The organism is Undibacterium sp. TC9W (genome assembly GCF_049339865.1).
Taxonomy (GTDB): domain Bacteria; phylum Pseudomonadota; class Gammaproteobacteria; order Burkholderiales; family Burkholderiaceae_D; genus Undibacterium.
In genome coordinates, this window is sequence record NZ_JBMPPJ010000118.1 from 1 (window position 1) to 228 (window position 228).

Sequence of the window (228 nt, forward strand, 5' to 3'; positions counted from 1 at the left end):
GGGACAGAGCAGCACGGGCAGCAACCAGAGCAGCGTATTGGGAAGCAGTGATCACAACAGCGGAGTTCGCTGTGATGTTTTCAATACCAGACAATTGTGCACCAGCCAGGTTGATCGCACCGTAAGTGACCAGTGTATCGTTACCTGTACCCAGGTTGATCGTGTCTGTAACAACGCGAGCAACTGCAGTCGCTGTGGACTGTGCATTCAGGTTCACACCGTTTTCTG

Annotated in this window: 1 protein-coding gene; it reads right to left on the minus strand. The window is 52.6% G+C overall.

Features of this window, described 5'->3' with window-relative positions; genetic code table 11:
* On the minus strand, nucleotides 1-217 hold a 217-nt coding region (locus tag ACO0LN_RS30490), incomplete at its 3' end, for a hypothetical protein (RefSeq protein ID WP_422980535.1).
* Nucleotides 218-228: the final 11 nt, after the last annotated feature.